This is a genomic window from Sphingomonas sp. BL-S-25 (assembly GCF_055521555.1).
Window position 1 is genome coordinate 1,054,695 of record NZ_CM145486.1, and the last position, 14,331, is coordinate 1,069,025.

A 14,331-nucleotide genomic window follows, 5' to 3' on the forward strand; every position below is an offset into this window, starting at 1 on the left:
GCGATAGGCGCTGTCGGGTGGGGACGACAAGCTATGTCATCGCGCTGGGATCGAATCGCCGCGGCCGGCACGGCGCCCCGCGCGACGAACTCGCCGCGGCGCTGCGCGCGCTGGGGCCCGCGATCGTCTCGCCGATCCTGGTCACCCCGCCGCTCGGCCCGTCGAAGCGCCGCTTCGCCAACGCGGTCGCCCTCCTCGGCAGCGATCTCGATCCCCCCGCCTTCCTGCAGCGGCTGAAGGAAATCGAGCGCAGCCACGGGCGCCGCCGCGGCCGCCGCTGGGACGCGCGCGTGATCGACCTCGACATCATCCTGTGGTCGGGCGGCCCCTGGGCCATCAGGGGCCTGACGATCCCCCACCCCCTGTTCCGCGAGCGCGGCTTCGTCCTCGACCCGCTAGTCGCCATCGCCCCCGACTGGCGCGACCCGATTTCGGGCCGGACCATCCGCCAACTCCACGCCAGACTGCACCGCCCCCGTTGACCCGGCCGCGCCCCGCCCCTAGGTGGGCCGCCTTGGTGTGGGTCCGTAGCTCAGTCGGTAGAGCAAGCGACTTTTAATCGAGAGGTCCCGGGTTCGAGCCCCGGCGGACCCACCAACTTCCCGTTTCAGCGCATATCATCCCATCTCAGGGTCTTTGCGTTTCTCCACCATATCAGGCCCCTAGGCGTCTCATCGATGCTCACCCGCGCCTCGCCCAAGATGAGGCCCGCTGGGGGTGTCGCTGGGGTAGCCAGATTGAAATGGGGTATCTGTGCCGCTGACCGACACGCATGTAAGAAGGCCCTCCCGGGCGAGCGCGCTTACAAGCTCGCGGACGGAGGTGGGCTCTACCTGCTCGTCACGAGCACGGGCGGCAAATCCTGGCGCGGAAGTATCGTTTCGGTGGCTACGAGAACTGGTGACGTTCGGGCTTTACCCAGACGTGCCGCTGCGCGAGACGCGACCAGCGCAATCCGGAAAGCTGATGGCGTGCGCAATGCTGACCTTGGAAGCCTGTGTTGGCGGGCCGCATATCGTGGCGACCCCAAGTGCGTGCAGCACGCTGATCCCCGATAGCTGGCGCCAGCCGGTGCCGGGGCGTCCTACCGATCGAATGCTTTCGATTTTAGCGCTGTTCAACCGATCCTAGCCAGCATCCGCTCGACGGCCTCGGGCTCGGCGTCGATCAACGAAAGCAACACCCGCGCGGGCGCATCCGGCTGCCGGCGATTTTGCTCCCAGTCGCGGAGCGTGCCGATCGGCAGATGGAAGCTGGCTGCAAACGCGGCCTGGGACTTGTCAGTCTTTGAGCGAATCGCCTTCACGTCGAGCGGTGCCGCCACGCGGCCGCGCGAGGTGTCACCCTCGGCGTAAGCGATGGCGTCCTCGAGGCCGGCAGCGATCTTGTCAAATGCGGTGGTCATGTCTGTACGTTCCTGTCAGTCTGTGGCTTCGCCGGTCACCCGAGGGTATCGGCGAGCCGCTTGGTGAGCGCAGCGAGAGCGTTTCTCTCTCCCTTGCTCAGGTTCGCCTTCTCATTCTTGCCGAACACCGTCAGCAGGAACACCGGCACGTCAGACCCGGCGAAATAGGTGATGACGCGGTAGCCGCCCGACTTGCCTGAGCCGGGCTTTGCAACGCGCAGCTTCCGTGCGCCGCCGCAGCCCGGCATGATGTCGCCAGCTTCCGGATCGGCTGCAATCCTATCGACCACTGACGACATTTCCTCGACACTCATCCCGGCGTCCTTGGCGGCGGAGAGGTAAGCTGCGGTTTCGATCACGGTCTGCATGCGATTATGTACGGCAATGCCGTAGCCATAGCAAGGACTAAAATACGGCATTGCCGTATATTTTTGCGCGTGTGCTTACCGGCGAAGCCGCCTCACCAGCAGCAAGGCCGGAGCGCGCCACGCCCGCCGCCGCTCACACCGCATAATTCTCCAGATAGCCGCAGCGGTCGCAGCGATAGGTGGCGACGGCGAGCTGGTCCTGGCGGACCTGCTTGATGCCGTAGAGGAAGCTCTTGACCGGCGGGCCCTTCTGCCAGGTTGCCTGGCGTACCGCGCCATGGGCGAGATCGATGATGAACCCCTCGGTCATCGCGCCTTCGCATTTGGGGCATCGCGGGGAACGTCGCATCCATAGCTCCTTGTTTCCGGCGTCGGGTCCGGCAATCTCGCACGGTCCATATCGCCCGCAACCGTCCGCTGGCCAGAGCCCGGCCCGCTTCCTCCGGGACGGATGCGAAACCAATTTGCATTAAGGTTTCGCGGGCGGCATCCTCTATCGGTGTTCAGCGAAATCCGAACCCCACCCGGTCCGGCCGAAGCCATGGCCTGCGTCCGCTTCACCATGCCCGGCCGGATGGCCTGAGCGATGCTGTTCGACGGCAGGATCATCGCCGGCATTACCGTATTCGTGGCGGTCGCCAAGGCGGGCAGCTATGCCCGCGCCGCCGAGCGGGTCGGGCTGTCGCGATCGGGCGTGGGCAAGGCGGTCGCCCGGCTGGAGGAGCGGACCGGCATGCGGTTGTTCGACCGCAACAGCCGCGCGCTGAAGCTCACCGACGAGGGCCGCGCCTTTCTCGAGAATGTCACGCCCCTGCTCCAGCAGCTCGGCCGCATCGCCGCGCCCTCGCGCCCCGACGAAGTCCGCGGGCGGCTGCGCGTGTCGACCGACGGCGCGTTCGGCCCCTATCTGCTCGTCCCGGCGATCCCCGACTTCATCGCCGCCTATCCCCAGCTCAAGATCGACGTGCTGGTGCGCGACCGGATCGACAATCTGCTGGTCGAGGGCGTCGATGTCGCGCTGCGCTTCGGCGAGCCGGATTCGCGCGGTCTCGACAAAAGGCTGATCCTGCGCAGCCGGGTGCTGACGTGCGCCAGCCCCGCCTACCTCGCGCGGCACGGCACGCCGGCGGCGCCCGACGACATCCTGGACGGCCATGTCTGCGTCCGCCTGCTCGACGAGGCGACCGGGCGACCGCATGTCTGGAATTTCGAGACCGCGGACGGGCGACAGCGCCCGATCGCGCCGGATTGCGGGCTGACGGTCAACGACGCGCCGTCGCTGGTCGCGGCGGCGGTCGGCGATTACGGCATCGTCCGCCTGCTCGACATCGTCGCGGAGGAGCATCTCCGCTCGGGCCGGCTGGTCGAGATCCTGCCCGAATGGAACACGCTCTTGTGGCCGGCCTATCTCTACACCCCGCCCGACGCGCATGAATCGCTGGCGATCGCCGCCTTCACCCGCTTCATCTGCGCGCGCACCTTCGCACCCGCTGCCGAGAACGCAGCCGATCCGCAGGACCTCTGATCGGGCGACGCGACGATCGCTCGCGCCTGCGAAGACAAATTGGCGACGAACGCGCCATCGCTCCAGTGGTTATGATCGGGGGTGCAGGAACCGACATATTGCGGGAGTGAGCATGACTTCGAGAACCAGGGTCGCGATTGCGGCCGCGGCGGCGCTGATCGTCGCCTGGCCGCTGGCATCTGTCGCCCAGACAGCCGGATCGGCGACGCCGACGCCTGCAGAAAGCAACAAGCGGTTCATCCGCGACGCCTTCGATCGCTGGGCACAGGGCCGGGGCGATGTCTTCAGCCTGCTGGCCGATGACGTCACCTGGCACATCACCGGCTTCGATCCGGCGATCGCCACGACCTATACCAGCCGCGAGGCGCTGATGGCCGGCGCCGCCCGCCCGCTGGCCGCACGGGTGACGCAGCCGCTGAAGCCCGAAGTTCGCGGCATCTGGGCGGACGGCGACGATGTGATCGTCCATTGGGACGGCACCGCGCCGCTCCATGACGGTACGACCTATCGCAACACCTATCTGTGGATCATGACGGTCAGGGACCGCCGGATCGTCGCGGTGACCGCATTCCTCGACAATGCCGCGTTCAAGGCAGCGCTGGCCAAGCCGCCGCGCCCGAACTGATCCCCTCGCCCTCCGAACCCCGAGGATTTCCATGAGCTGGATAGAAGCCGACACGCTCGCCGAGCTGCGCCTGGTCGTGAACGGAACGCCGCACGCGCTAAAGATCGACCCTCGCGTCACTCTGCTCGACGCGCTGCGCGAGCATCTCCACCTGACCGGCACCCGCAAGGGGTGCGACCATGGCCAGTGCGGCGCCTGCACCGTGCTGGTCGACGGGCGGCGCATCAACAGTTGCCTGTCGCTCGCGCTGATGCACCGCGACCAGGACATCGTCACGATCGAGGGGGTCGGATCGCCCGATGCGCTCCATCCGCTCCAGGCCGCCTTTGCCGAGCAGGACGGGTTCCAGTGCGGCTATTGCACGTCGGGCCAGATCTGCTCGGCGCTCGGCATGATCGAGGAAGTGCGCGCCGGCTGGCCCAGCCATGTCAGCGAGGCGGTCGAGGACCGGCCGACGCTGAACGCGGACGAGATCCGCGAGCGGATGAGCGGCAATCTGTGCCGCTGCGCCGCCTATCCGCACATCGTCTCGGCGATCGCCGGCTATGCCGCGACCCAAGTGGACGAGCCCGCATGAACGCCTTCGACTATTGCCGCCCCGCCGATATTCCCGCGGCCCTCGCGGCCGGTGCCGAGCGGCCCGAGGCGCGCTACATTGCCGGCGGTACCAATCTGCTCGACCTGATGAAGGAAGCGATCGAGCGGCCGCGTCACCTGATCGACATCAACGGGCTCGACCTGCGCGCGATCGAGGAGACTCCGGAGGGCGGGCTGCGCATCGGTGCGCTCGTGCCCAATTCGGTGCTTGCCGCGCATCCGCTGGTCCGGTCGCGCTATCCCGTGCTGTCGCGCGCTCTGCTGGCCGGCGCCTCGGCGCAATTGCGCAACAAGGCGACGACCGGGGGCAATCTGCTCCAGCGCACCCGCTGCTATTATTTCTACGACCCCGCCTCGCCCTGCAACAAGCGCCAGCCGGGCAGCGGCTGCGCCGCGATCGGCGGGTTCAACCGGATCATGGCGATCCTCGGCACCTCCGACCAGTGCATCGCCTCGCACCCGTCCGACATGGCAGTGGCGATGCGCGCGCTGGATGCGCGGGTCGAGACGCTGACCCGATCGGGCGAAACGGCGTCGCGGGCACTGGAACAGCTCTACCGCCTGCCGGGGGAGACGCCGCATCTCGAGACCAGCCTCGAGCCGGGCGAGCTTATCACCGCGGTCGTGCTGCCGCCGCCGCCGCCCGGTCACCAGCGCTACCGCAAGGTACGCGACCGCGCTTCCTATGCCTTTGCGCTGGTCTCGGTCGCGGCGATCGTCGCGACCGAGGGCGGGCGCATCACCCATGCCGCGCTTGCCTATGGCGGGATCGGCACCATGCCGTGGCGCGATCGCGAGGCCGAGGCGCTGCTGATCGGCGAGGCGCCCAGCACGGCCGCGTTCGACCGCATGACCGACCGGCTGCTCGCCGACGCCAGCGGCAGCGGCGGCAACGACTTCAAGCTGCCATTGCTGCGCCGGACGATCGCGGCAGTGCTTTCGACCCTGACGGAGCAGCAGGCATGACCGAGGCGAAACTGACGATGGACGCGCCGTTCGAGCACAGCCTGCTCGACGATGCGCCGAAACCGCAGGTCGGAACCCCGCTCAGCCGGATCGAGGGGCCGCTCAAGGTCTCGGGCCGCGCCCATTATGCCGCCGAGCACGTCCTGCCCGACATGGCCTATGGCGTGCTGGTCCGCGCGCCCTTCGGGTCAGGCACTGTCACCCGGCTGGACGCCGAGGCGGCGCGCGCCATGCCCGGGGTGATCGCGGTGATCGACAGCGAGCTGCTGATCCGCAACGGCGGCGATTTCGGTGGATCCGCCGCGCCGCCCCAGGGCGTGCGCGACGTCGTCTATTTCGGCCAGCCGATTGCGCTGGCAGTCGCCGACACGTTCGAACGCGCCCGCGCCGCCGCACTCGCGGTGCGCGTCGAGTATGAAGCGCGCGACGGCATCTACGATCTCGAAGTCGCACTCAACCGCGCCGAGCCGCCGACCGACGATATCTTCGGGCTGTTCCTGATCCATACCGAGCAGGGCGATGTCGAGGCCGCGATCGGTCGGGCCGACACGGTGATCGACGCCGTCTGGACCACGCCCAGCCACAGCCATGCCGCGCTGGAACCGCATGCCGCGCTCGCCGAGTGGGACGGAGAGCGGCTGACGCTGCACGCTTCCTATCAGTCGCCGGTCGTCACCCGCGATCAGCTCGCGACCGCGCTCGGGCTCGACGCCAAGCAGGTCCGCATCCTGTCGCCCTATGTCGGCGGCGGATTCGGCGGCAAGCTGGGGCTGATGCCCGAGGCTGCGGCCGCCGCGATCGCCGCGCGCGAGCTCGGGCGACCGGTCAAGGTGGTGATGTCGCGCCAGACGGTGTTCGAGGCGACCGGGCGGCGACCGGCCACGCACCAGCGGCTGCGGCTAGCTGCGAACGCCGACGGCCGGCTGACGGGAATCGCGCACGAAATCGTCACCGACCAGCTCGAAGGCGAAGTCTTTTTCGAGCCCGCCGGCATCGCCACCCATGTCCTTTATGCCGCGCCGAACCGCGTCGTCGATCACAAGGTCGCGCGGGTGAACAAGCTGCTGGGCGTATCGATGCGCGCGCCGGGCGAGGCGGTCGGGCAATTGTCGCTCGAATGCGCGATGGACGAACTGGCCGAGCGGCTCGGGATCGATCCGGTCGAGCTGCGCCTGCGCAACGAGCCCGAGCGTCACCCCGAACTCGACATTCCCTTTTCCAGCCGGTCGCTCGCCCAATGCCTGCGCACCGGCGCCGAACGCTTCGGCTGGTCGGAGCGTAGCGCGGTGCCCGCGTCCCGGCGCGAGGGCGAATGGCTCATCGGCCACGGCATGGCGGCTGCGGTGCGCGGCAATCTGTTCGGGCCCAGCCGGGCGCGGGTGCGAATCGGCGGCGACGGCCGCGTCACGATCGAGACCGAGATGACCGATATCGGCACCGGCACCTATACGATCCTTGCCCAGATCGCGGCCGATCTGCTCGGCGTGGCGATCTGCGATGTCGATGTCCGGCTGGGCGATACCGATCTGCCGACCAGCGCCGGATCGGGCGGAAGCTGGGGCGCGACCACCGCCGGATCGGCGGTCTATGCCGCCTGCCAGGAACTGCGCGACCTGCTGGCCGACGCGGCGGGGGTGCCGGTGGCCGAGGCCCGCTTCGCCGACGGCATGCTGACCGCGCGTGGGCAGGCGCACAGGCTCGCCGACCTGGCGGGCGCCGGCATGACGGTCGACGGCTCGGTCGCGCCGGGCCAGAGCAACGGCGCGTTCAGCCAGGCATCCTATGGCGCGCATTTCTGTGAGGTTCGGGTGAACGCAACGACCGGCGAGACGCGCGTCTCGCGCTGGTCCAGCGTTTTCGCCGCGGGCCGGATCCTCAACACCAAGACTGCAACGTCACAGGCAATCGGCGGGATCGTGTTCGGCATCGGCGCCGCGCTGACCGAGGAGCAGGTCCATGACCCGCGCAGCGGCAAGGTGGTGAACCGCGACCTGGGCGAATATCACGTCCCCGTGCACGCCGACATTCCCGACATCGACGTGCTGTTCCTCGATGAGCGCGACCATGCGGCCAACCCGCTGCTGGCCAAGGGCGTCGGCGAACTGGGCGTATGCGGCGCCGGCGCGGCGGTCGCCAATGCGATCTACAATGCGACCGGGGTCCGCATCCGCGACTTTCCCTGCACGCTGGACAAGCTGCTCGACGGCCTGCCGCCCGTATGAATGGAGGGAGCGCGCAGGGCGCTCCCTCTCGCCGTCTCAGGTCGTCGCCCCGCCATCGACCGACAGGATCGCGCCGGTGATCTGGCGCGCCGCCGGGCTGGCGAGGAAGGCGACCGCCGCTGCCACATCGGCGGGCTCGCCATAGCGGCCGAGCGGCGTCAGGCTCCGCTGGAAGTCGGCAAATTCGCCCGATGCCGGGTTCATGTCGGTATCGGTCGACCCGGGCTGGACCAGATTGACGGTGATGTCGCGCGGCCCGAGTTCGCGCGCCAGCCCGCGATTGAGCGATTGCAGCGCCGACTTGGTCATCGAATAGACCGTGCTGCCCTCACCCACGATCCGGTCGGCGACGCCCGATCCGATCAGGATGATCCGTCCGCCCGCGCCCAGATGCGGGATCGCCGCCTGCGACGCCAGGATCGGCGAGCGGACGTTGACCGCAAGTTGCCGGTCGATGTCCTCGACGCTGACCTCGGCGACCGGCGCGTAGAGCGCGATGCCGGCATTGTTGACCAGGATGTCGAGCCCGCCCAGCGCGGCGACCGCTTCATCGACCGATCGCCGGACCGCGGCCGGATCGGCACCGTCCGCCTGGATCGCGACGCCGCGCCGGCCCAGTCCCTCGACGCGCGCGACCGTCTCCGCAGCGCGGTTTGCCGAGCGTTCATAGGTGATCGCGACATCCGCGCCCTTTTCCGCCAGCGCCACCGCGATCGCGGCGCCGATGCCGCGCGAACCACCCGTGACCAAAGCCCGTTTGCCTGCCAGTTCCGTCATGTCGAGACCTTTCTGTAGTGATTGACACAGAATATCTGGGTAACGCCGAGCGGTGCTTCAAGGGGTATTCTGTATCGAACGACACATAAATCTCGAACTTGTTCGAGGCGGGCCGGATTTTTATATAAAGATCGATGCAGAAATCGGATGACATCGCCGACCCTTCGACCGAAGCGCCGTGCCGCGCGCGCGGCCGGCCGCGCGCATTCGATCGGGACGTCGCGCTGGACGCCGCCACAAGGCTTTTCTGGCAGAAGGGCTATGAGGCGACCTCGATCTCCGACCTGACCCGCGCAATGGGGATCGGATCGCCCAGCCTGTATGCCGCATTCGGATCGAAGGAGGCGCTCTTCGTCGAGGCGCTCAACCACTATGCCGACCGGCACGGCCCGCTGGTGTGGGGCGGCTTCTTCGCGGCATCGACCGCGCGCGAGGCGGTCCGCGCGCTCCTGCTCGACTCGGCGATGTCGCTTGCCGGCGAGCGCGACATGCCGCTCGGTTGCATGGTCACCCTGTCCTCGGTCGGGAGCGAGGGCTGTTCGGGTCTTGGCGATCAGCTGCGTGCCGCGCGTGCGGTGACACTGGAACGGCTGCGCACCCGGCTGGACGCGGCGGTGGCCTCGGGCGAATTGGCAAAGTCGGTCGACGTCCACGCCCTCGCGCGTTTCGTGCAGACCGTTCAGAATGGCATGTCGATCCTGGCCCGCGACGGCGCAAGCAGCGAGGAATTGCGCGCGGTCGCCGACGTCGCGATGCTGAGCTGGGACGCCCAGACCCGGCGATAACCGACGGGGCCCTCAGGCCACGCGGCGATAGGCGATCCGCCACATGACCAGGCCGATCGCGGCCGCCACCAGCGCCACCAGTCCGCCGGTCGCAAGCGTACTCAGCCACACATAGCGTCGCGTGTCCGGGTCCAGCGCCGGCATGTCGAGCAGTCCGAAGCCCCAGCTCTGCGCACCCACCAGGATCGCCAGCGCGCTCGCCGCTCCGATCAGCGCCGCATGATGGCCACGCCTCAACCCCGCGACATGCATCACCAGCCAGAGCGGGCCGGCGACGGCGACGATCCCGATCGCGCAGAAGATCGTCCCCAGCAGCAGCGCGATGAGGATCTGCAGCGGTCCCGACTGCCCTCCGGCGACGACCAGCGCGAGCGTCAGGACGCCGCCGATCCCGGCCCCGGCGCCCAGCGCATGGCCCGCCCGGTCGAGCGTCGTCTCATAGATCCGCCGCGGGCGGCGTGCGCCTCGTGTCACTGTCACCCCTCCCGTCCCCGCCGCCGGAATAGCGGTGCGAAGGGCGGGCCTCAAGCGCGTGCCGGAGCGGACTTAACCGATTTGAAACACCGCTGGGCGACCCTCGCAGCCTTCGGAAACGGGGGACATCATGGCATTGCGGATCGGGGCGGCTGGGGTGGCAGCTGCATTGGCAACGGGCGGGTGCGGGCCGGCGGTGGACAATCCCGCAAATCCGCCGCGGCTGGGGCGATGGGAGCATCAGTCGCGCCTCGTCGCGCTGGTCGCCAATGATGTCTGGATCGACCGCAAGGATGCGCCGTTCACCCTCCCGCCCGATTCGAAATCGGTCGAGGCGTGCAGCGAGCCGACGCTCAAGACGCGCAGCGCGCTGAACCGCAGCCTGATGGCGAATACCGATTCGATGTGCAGCCTGGGCGCCCTCCAGCAGAAAGGCGGGCTGATCACCGCCAGCGGCACCTGCGGCCCGACCGACAAGGAGGGCGGGACGCTGACCGGCACGATCGAGTTTAACGGCCAGGAGCGCGAGACGCTGGCCGAGGCCAAGGTCAGCGTGGTGATCCTCTACAAGCTGCCCTCGGGCAGCACGGAACGCCTGCGCGCCGCCTATGAGAATGTCTGGCGGCGCGTCGGCGATTGCACCGGCTGACGCGCGTCAGCCTATCGCTCGACGATCGTGAATCCGGGAACGGGCCGCTTCTCCGGGCCGTCGTGATACATGTCCATATAGACACCGACCGCGGCCGTGCCCGGGCACGTCACCTGATATAAATCCATGATGAAGCCGAACGGGCCGATACCCGTGCTGCCGGCGCGAGCGAAGCGGGGCGCGACACCCGACTCGCAACGCAGCCGCCTCAGATAGGCCCGCTGACCGGCGGGCCCGTTCTCGCGAACCGGATTCTCCGCCGACCCTAGCGGATGCGCCTCCGCAGATTCGATTGCTTGCTTCAGCGCGTCGCCCTCGAGTCCGCCACCCAGCGCGAGCATCACCGCGCGGCTGTCGTTATCGCGCTGCTGCGCCTGGGCGGCGCCGGTGGTCACAAGCAAGGCGACCGCGATCGCGATCGCAGCCAGCTTCAATCCATGAGCCATCGCTCTCCCCCTCCCCCTGTTTCGCTCGAACGATAGCGCAGCACCGGATCAGCGCAACGCGGCAAACGCGCCGCGCCGTTCGCACCGCTCCAGCGCGACCAGGTCAGGCGATGGCGGCGCCGCACCCAGCGGTGCGATCTCGATCGATCCGCCCGGCTCGACCGAGCCGAAGCGCGCGGGGTCGCTGCGCGCACAGGCAAGCATCTGCGCCAGCATCCTGGGCGGGGTGTCGCGCGCCTCGCGGCTGAGGCGAAACGTGCCCCAGTGGATCGCCAGCGCCTGGGGCTGGCCGAGCCCGTCCCACACCTTCACCGCCCCCTGCGGGCCGATATGACTGCCGCTGCCCATCTGTCCTTCCTCGAACCGGAAGGCGCCGATCGGGATCGCAGCGAAGCGGATCGGCCCCAGCGCAGCCGCCTCGGCCGGCCATTTGCCGTCGCCAAGGCCGGTATCGCCCGCGAAGAAGACATTGCCGTGCGGCAGCTGCACGACGAAGCTCGACCACAGGGCCCGGTTGCGATCGGAAAACCAGCGGCTGCCCCAGTGATGATTGCGCGTCACCGACACGCGCGCGCCGGGCAGTTGCGGGATCGCCACCGACTGCGACCAGTCGAGCGCGGTCGCCTTGACCCCGGCATTGCCGATCACCGCATCATTGCCCAGGCTGGTGAGGATCAGCGGATGGTCGCGCTCGCTCAGCCGCTTGAGCGTGGCGAGATCGAGATGGTCGTAATGATTATGGCTGACCAGAACGAGGTCGATCTTCGGCAGATCGTCGAAGCGGATGCCGGGCGCGGTCACCCGCCTCGGGCCGAAGCCGAAGGGTCCGGCGCTCTCGCTCCACACCGGATCGGTCAGGATGTTCAGCCCGTCGGCCTGGATCAGCACGGTCGCATGCCCGACCCAGGTCACCACCATGCGCCCGCCCGTAACGCGCGGGGCGGGCTTTGCCGGCGTGACGGCGACATGCTCGGGCCAGACCGGCCGGGTGGCGTCGCCGAAAATCTGCCGCCACATGAAGCGGATCCGGCTGCTGCCCGACGTGGTGCTGATCCGGTCGTCATCGCCGTCAGGATTGAAGAAATGGCCGCCGTCGAAATGGCCAGAGACCGGTCCGCGATAATAGATGCGATCGAGGAAATGCGGGACGATCACCGCGAAGAGGCACACGGCCACCGTCGCCCAGAGCAGGATCGACCCCGCCCGGCGCAGGACAACGGGAATGCGAGTCATGCCGCCCTTGTCGCGATCATCGCCCGACGCTTCAAGGCGCTTGATCGTGCGGGCGTTGCGCGCCTAACCCTGCGCCATGACCGCGCCGCTGCCCGAGACGCCCGAAACCGCCGCCCTCGAACTCGAGCGGCTTGCCGCCGAGATCGCGCATCACAATCGCCTGTACCACGGCGACGACGCGCCCGAGATCAGCGACGCGGACTATGACGCGCTGATGCGGCGCAACGCGGCGATCGAGGCTGCCTGGCCCGACCTGGTCCGCCCCGACTCTCCGTCGCGCAGCGTCGGCGCCGCACCCGCCTCGCATCTGTCGAAGGTCGCACACGCCCGCGCGATGTTCAGCCTCGACAATGCCTTCAGTGCCGAGGATGTCGCCGACTTTATCGGCCGCGTCCGCCGCTTCCTGTCGCTGGCGGAGGATGCCGAGGTCGCGCTGACCGCCGAGCCCAAGATCGACGGCCTGTCCTGCTCGCTGCGCTACGAACGCGGGCGGCTGGTCCAGGCGCTGACCCGCGGCGACGGCCAGATCGGCGAGGACGTCACCGCCAATGTCCGTACCATCTCCGACATCCCCGCCGAGATTCCCGGCGCGCCCGACATCTTCGAGGTGCGCGGCGAGGTCTATATGGCCAAGGGCGACTTCGCGGCACTGAACGCGCGCCTGCTCGCCGAGGCGCCCGATCCCGACAAGGCGCGCCAGTTCGCCAATCCGCGCAACGCCGCCGCCGGGTCGCTGCGCCAGAAGGACGCGTCGGTCACCGCCTTGCGCCCGCTGCGCTTCCTCGCCTGGGGCTGGGGCGAGACCAGCGCCCTGCCCGGCACGACCCAGACCGAGGTGATCGGCGCGATCCGGACGATGGGCTTTCCCGTCTCCGACCTGTTCGTCGGACCGGTCGGCGAGGCGGCGGCACTCGACCAGTATCGCCGGATCGAGACCGAGCGCGCCGATTTGCCGTTCGATATCGACGGCGTCGTCTACAAGCTCGACCGGCTCGACTGGCAGACGCGGCTGGGCAGCGTCGGTCGCGCCCCGCGCTGGGCGATCGCGCACAAATTTCCGGCCGAGCGCGCGCAGACGACCTTGCGCGCGATCGACATCCAGGTCGGCCGCACCGGCAAGCTGACCCCGGTCGCGCGGCTCGAACCCGTCACCGTCGGCGGCGTGGTCGTGACCAACGCGACGCTGCACAATGCCGACGAGATCGAGCGCCTGGGCGTCCGCCCGGGCGACCGCGTCGTGCTCCAGCGCGCCGGCGACGTGATCCCGCAGATCGTCGAGAACCTGACCCGCGACGAGCCGCGCGAGCCCTGGACCTTCCCGACCCTGTGCCCCGAATGCCAGTCGGACGCGGTGCGCGAGGAGGACGAGGTCGATATCCGCTGCACCGGCGGGCTGATCTGCCCCGCGCAGCGCGTCGAGCGGCTGCGTCACTTCGTCAGCCGCGGCGCGCTCGACATCGAGGGGCTGGGCATGAAGCAGATCGAGGATTTCTTCCGCGACGATCTGGTCCACACCCCCGCCGACATCTTCCGCCTGACCGAGGCGCAGTTGCTGGCGCGCAAGAAGGACGGTCGCACCTGGACGGCGAACCTGCTCGCGGCGATCGAGGCAAAGCGTCAGCCCGATCCGGTCCGCTTCCTCTTCGGGCTCGGCATCCGCCATGTCGGCGCCAAGACCGCCAAGGACCTGCTCAAGGCATTCGGCACCGTCGAGCACATCGCCGATGTCGCGACTCGCGCGCATGACGATCCCGAGGCGCGGGCCGAGATCGAGTCGGTCGAGGGCGTCGGCCCGGTCGTCGCCGAGGCTTTGGTCGACTTCTTCCACGAGCCGCACAATCGCGAAGCCTGGGCCGACCTGCTCGGCGAGGTGCAGCCGGTGCCCTTCGTGCTCGAGGTCCGCGAGTCGCCGGTCACCGGCAAGACCGTCGTGTTCACCGGCAGTCTCGAAACGCTGAGCCGCGACGAGGCCAAGGCCCAGGCCGAGGCACTGGGTGCCAGGGTTTCCGGATCGGTGTCGGCAAAGACCGACCTGCTGGTCGCCGGTCCCGGCGCCGGATCGAAGCTCAAAAAGGCAGCGGAACTCAATATCGAAGTCATCGACGAGGCCGCCTGGGCGGCATTGGTGGCCGCCGCTACGTAACCCCCCGTAGTGATGCTTTTTTGCAACGCAGCATGACTGGAATCGCTGCGGAAACACGACTCGCGTTGACTGTCACGGAACTGCCATCAAGTGTCGCCACAGGGCGGCTCAGACGG

The 14,331-nt window shown here is 68.6% G+C and carries 17 protein-coding genes and 1 tRNA gene; 11 read left to right on the forward strand and 7 right to left on the reverse strand.

Annotated features, from left to right (window positions below):
• The first annotated feature begins 17 nt into the window (after positions 1-17).
• From folK to ACZ1H8_RS05320, 3 genes are all read left to right on the forward strand, one after another.
• The gene (folK, locus tag ACZ1H8_RS05310; RefSeq protein WP_465180316.1) at positions 18-482 is read left to right on the forward strand and encodes a 2-amino-4-hydroxy-6-hydroxymethyldihydropteridine diphosphokinase; all 465 of its coding nucleotides are present in this window, start codon (positions 18-20) and stop codon (positions 480-482) included.
• A 39-nt stretch (positions 483-521) separates the two neighbouring features.
• Positions 522-597 (forward strand) — tRNA-Lys (locus ACZ1H8_RS05315).
• A gap of 104 nt (positions 598-701) precedes the next feature.
• On the forward strand, positions 702-1,058 hold the full coding sequence (locus ACZ1H8_RS05320) for an Arm DNA-binding domain-containing protein (RefSeq protein WP_465181345.1): 357 nt from the start codon (positions 702-704) through the stop codon (positions 1,056-1,058).
• Between the two features lie 59 nt (positions 1,059-1,117).
• Here the strand turns inward: ACZ1H8_RS05320 and ACZ1H8_RS05325 are convergent, their stop codons facing one another.
• From ACZ1H8_RS05325 to ACZ1H8_RS05335, 3 genes are all read right to left on the reverse strand, one after another.
• Positions 1,118-1,405 carry a helix-turn-helix domain-containing protein gene (locus ACZ1H8_RS05325; RefSeq protein WP_465180317.1) on the reverse strand — a complete coding sequence of 96 codons (288 nt, stop codon included), beginning with the start codon at positions 1,403-1,405 and terminating at the stop codon, positions 1,118-1,120.
• Positions 1,406-1,440: 35 nt separating this feature from the next.
• Entirely contained in the window at positions 1,441-1,773 is a 333-nt protein-coding gene (locus tag ACZ1H8_RS05330) for a type II toxin-antitoxin system RelE/ParE family toxin (RefSeq protein WP_465180318.1), read from the reverse strand.
• Positions 1,774-1,906: 133 nt separating this feature from the next.
• Complete coding sequence (locus ACZ1H8_RS05335; protein WP_465180319.1) at positions 1,907-2,122, reverse strand: hypothetical protein; 216 nt, start codon at positions 2,120-2,122, stop codon at positions 1,907-1,909.
• 237 nt (positions 2,123-2,359) lie between these two features.
• Here ACZ1H8_RS05335 and ACZ1H8_RS05340 point away from each other — a divergent pair, with 237 nt between their 5' ends.
• From ACZ1H8_RS05340 to ACZ1H8_RS05360, 5 genes are all read left to right on the forward strand, one after another.
• Positions 2,360-3,298 carry a LysR family transcriptional regulator gene (locus ACZ1H8_RS05340; protein ID WP_465180320.1) on the forward strand — a complete coding sequence of 313 codons (939 nt, stop codon included), beginning with the start codon at positions 2,360-2,362 and terminating at the stop codon, positions 3,296-3,298.
• Between the two features lie 112 nt (positions 3,299-3,410).
• Positions 3,411-3,923 carry a nuclear transport factor 2 family protein gene (locus tag ACZ1H8_RS05345; protein ID WP_465180321.1) on the forward strand — a complete coding sequence of 171 codons (513 nt, stop codon included), beginning with the start codon at positions 3,411-3,413 and terminating at the stop codon, positions 3,921-3,923.
• Positions 3,924-3,954: 31 nt separating this feature from the next.
• On the forward strand, positions 3,955-4,500 hold the full coding sequence (locus ACZ1H8_RS05350) for a 2Fe-2S iron-sulfur cluster-binding protein (RefSeq protein WP_465180322.1): 546 nt from the start codon (positions 3,955-3,957) through the stop codon (positions 4,498-4,500).
• The gene (locus ACZ1H8_RS05355) at positions 4,497-5,486 is read left to right on the forward strand and encodes an FAD binding domain-containing protein (RefSeq protein ID WP_465180323.1); all 990 of its coding nucleotides are present in this window, start codon (positions 4,497-4,499) and stop codon (positions 5,484-5,486) included. Before ACZ1H8_RS05350 ends, ACZ1H8_RS05355 begins: the two co-directional genes overlap by 4 nt.
• Entirely contained in the window at positions 5,483-7,708 is a 2,226-nt protein-coding gene (locus tag ACZ1H8_RS05360) for a xanthine dehydrogenase family protein molybdopterin-binding subunit (RefSeq protein ID WP_465180324.1), read from the forward strand. Before ACZ1H8_RS05355 ends, ACZ1H8_RS05360 begins: the two co-directional genes overlap by 4 nt.
• Positions 7,709-7,744: 36 nt before the next feature.
• Here ACZ1H8_RS05360 and ACZ1H8_RS05365 read toward each other — a convergent pair whose 3' ends face one another.
• Positions 7,745-8,485, reverse strand: coding sequence for an SDR family NAD(P)-dependent oxidoreductase (locus ACZ1H8_RS05365; protein WP_465180325.1), 741 nt, complete (start codon positions 8,483-8,485; stop codon positions 7,745-7,747).
• Positions 8,486-8,619: 134 nt separating this feature from the next.
• Between ACZ1H8_RS05365 and ACZ1H8_RS05370 the strand changes: the two genes are divergently transcribed.
• Entirely contained in the window at positions 8,620-9,270 is a 651-nt protein-coding gene (locus ACZ1H8_RS05370) for a TetR/AcrR family transcriptional regulator (RefSeq protein ID WP_465180326.1), read from the forward strand.
• Between the two features lie 12 nt (positions 9,271-9,282).
• Here the strand turns inward: ACZ1H8_RS05370 and ACZ1H8_RS05375 are convergent, their stop codons facing one another.
• Entirely contained in the window at positions 9,283-9,744 is a 462-nt protein-coding gene (locus tag ACZ1H8_RS05375) for a hypothetical protein (protein ID WP_465180327.1), read from the reverse strand.
• Positions 9,745-9,874: 130 nt separating this feature from the next.
• Here ACZ1H8_RS05375 and ACZ1H8_RS05380 point away from each other — a divergent pair, with 130 nt between their 5' ends.
• Positions 9,875-10,393 (forward strand): hypothetical protein, encoded by a 519-nt coding sequence (locus ACZ1H8_RS05380; protein WP_465180328.1) that lies wholly within the window; start codon positions 9,875-9,877, stop codon positions 10,391-10,393.
• 11 nt (positions 10,394-10,404) lie between these two features.
• Here ACZ1H8_RS05380 and ACZ1H8_RS05385 read toward each other — a convergent pair whose 3' ends face one another.
• Both ACZ1H8_RS05385 and ACZ1H8_RS05390 read right to left on the reverse strand, forming a co-directional pair.
• A complete protein-coding gene (locus ACZ1H8_RS05385; RefSeq protein ID WP_465180329.1) occupies positions 10,405-10,827 on the reverse strand; it encodes a hypothetical protein in 423 nt (140 codons plus the stop codon).
• A gap of 60 nt (positions 10,828-10,887) precedes the next feature.
• On the reverse strand, positions 10,888-12,072 hold the full coding sequence (locus ACZ1H8_RS05390; RefSeq protein WP_465180330.1) for an MBL fold metallo-hydrolase: 1,185 nt from the start codon (positions 12,070-12,072) through the stop codon (positions 10,888-10,890).
• Between the two features lie 76 nt (positions 12,073-12,148).
• Between ACZ1H8_RS05390 and ligA the strand changes: the two genes are divergently transcribed.
• On the forward strand, positions 12,149-14,215 hold the full coding sequence (ligA, locus tag ACZ1H8_RS05395; RefSeq protein ID WP_465180331.1) for an NAD-dependent DNA ligase LigA: 2,067 nt from the start codon (positions 12,149-12,151) through the stop codon (positions 14,213-14,215).
• Positions 14,216-14,331 lie beyond the last annotated feature (116 nt).

What these genes read in the sequence shown, in the direction of transcription:
- ACZ1H8_RS05370 (WP_465180326.1), top strand. Translation starts at nt 8,620, where the DNA reads ATGCAGAAATCGGATGACATCGCCGACCCTTCGACCGAAGCGCCGTGC.
- ligA (WP_465180331.1), top strand. Translation starts at nt 12,149, where the DNA reads ATGACCGCGCCGCTGCCCGAGACGCCCGAAACCGCCGCCCTCGAACTC.
- ACZ1H8_RS05355 (WP_465180323.1), top strand. Translation starts at nt 4,497, where the DNA reads ATGAACGCCTTCGACTATTGCCGCCCCGCCGATATTCCCGCGGCCCTC.
- ACZ1H8_RS05330 (WP_465180318.1), bottom strand. Translation starts at nt 1,773, where the DNA reads ATGCAGACCGTGATCGAAACCGCAGCTTACCTCTCCGCCGCCAAGGAC.
- ACZ1H8_RS05340 (WP_465180320.1), top strand. Translation starts at nt 2,360, where the DNA reads ATGCTGTTCGACGGCAGGATCATCGCCGGCATTACCGTATTCGTGGCG.
- ACZ1H8_RS05350 (WP_465180322.1), top strand. Translation starts at nt 3,955, where the DNA reads ATGAGCTGGATAGAAGCCGACACGCTCGCCGAGCTGCGCCTGGTCGTG.
- ACZ1H8_RS05320 (WP_465181345.1), top strand. Translation starts at nt 702, where the DNA reads ATGAGGCCCGCTGGGGGTGTCGCTGGGGTAGCCAGATTGAAATGGGGT.
- ACZ1H8_RS05345 (WP_465180321.1), top strand. Translation starts at nt 3,411, where the DNA reads ATGACTTCGAGAACCAGGGTCGCGATTGCGGCCGCGGCGGCGCTGATC.
- ACZ1H8_RS05365 (WP_465180325.1), bottom strand. Translation starts at nt 8,485, where the DNA reads ATGACGGAACTGGCAGGCAAACGGGCTTTGGTCACGGGTGGTTCGCGC.
- ACZ1H8_RS05390 (WP_465180330.1), bottom strand. Translation starts at nt 12,072, where the DNA reads ATGACTCGCATTCCCGTTGTCCTGCGCCGGGCGGGGTCGATCCTGCTC.
- ACZ1H8_RS05335 (WP_465180319.1), bottom strand. Translation starts at nt 2,122, where the DNA reads ATGCGACGTTCCCCGCGATGCCCCAAATGCGAAGGCGCGATGACCGAG.
- ACZ1H8_RS05360 (WP_465180324.1), top strand. Translation starts at nt 5,483, where the DNA reads ATGACCGAGGCGAAACTGACGATGGACGCGCCGTTCGAGCACAGCCTG.
- ACZ1H8_RS05380 (WP_465180328.1), top strand. Translation starts at nt 9,875, where the DNA reads ATGGCATTGCGGATCGGGGCGGCTGGGGTGGCAGCTGCATTGGCAACG.
- ACZ1H8_RS05325 (WP_465180317.1), bottom strand. Translation starts at nt 1,405, where the DNA reads ATGACCACCGCATTTGACAAGATCGCTGCCGGCCTCGAGGACGCCATC.